Source organism: Vibrio sp. OPT46 (assembly GCF_015163535.1).
Classification (GTDB): domain Bacteria; phylum Pseudomonadota; class Gammaproteobacteria; order Enterobacterales; family Vibrionaceae; genus Vibrio; species Vibrio alginolyticus.
The window spans coordinates 1,134-1,349 of record NZ_JADDYG010000713.1 but is presented as its reverse complement, the minus strand read 5'-3'; positions in this window follow the sequence as shown (position 1 = coordinate 1,349).

Here is a 216-nt window from a genome sequence, read left to right as displayed (position 1 = left end):
GAAAAAACCAGATCGAAAAGCGCGCAGGTGGGGAGGAGGAGTGCGGATTACGTGAGAGAAGTCTTCACTTATGTATGACTGTCAATAGAATGAAGGCTCATAATTCTAACGGATCATTATTACTTGACAACAGCTACTTATGACTCATAAGATAAGAAAAAATGAATCATAAGACACTTAAATGGTAACATAATGACTAAAGATGAACGTGGTGAC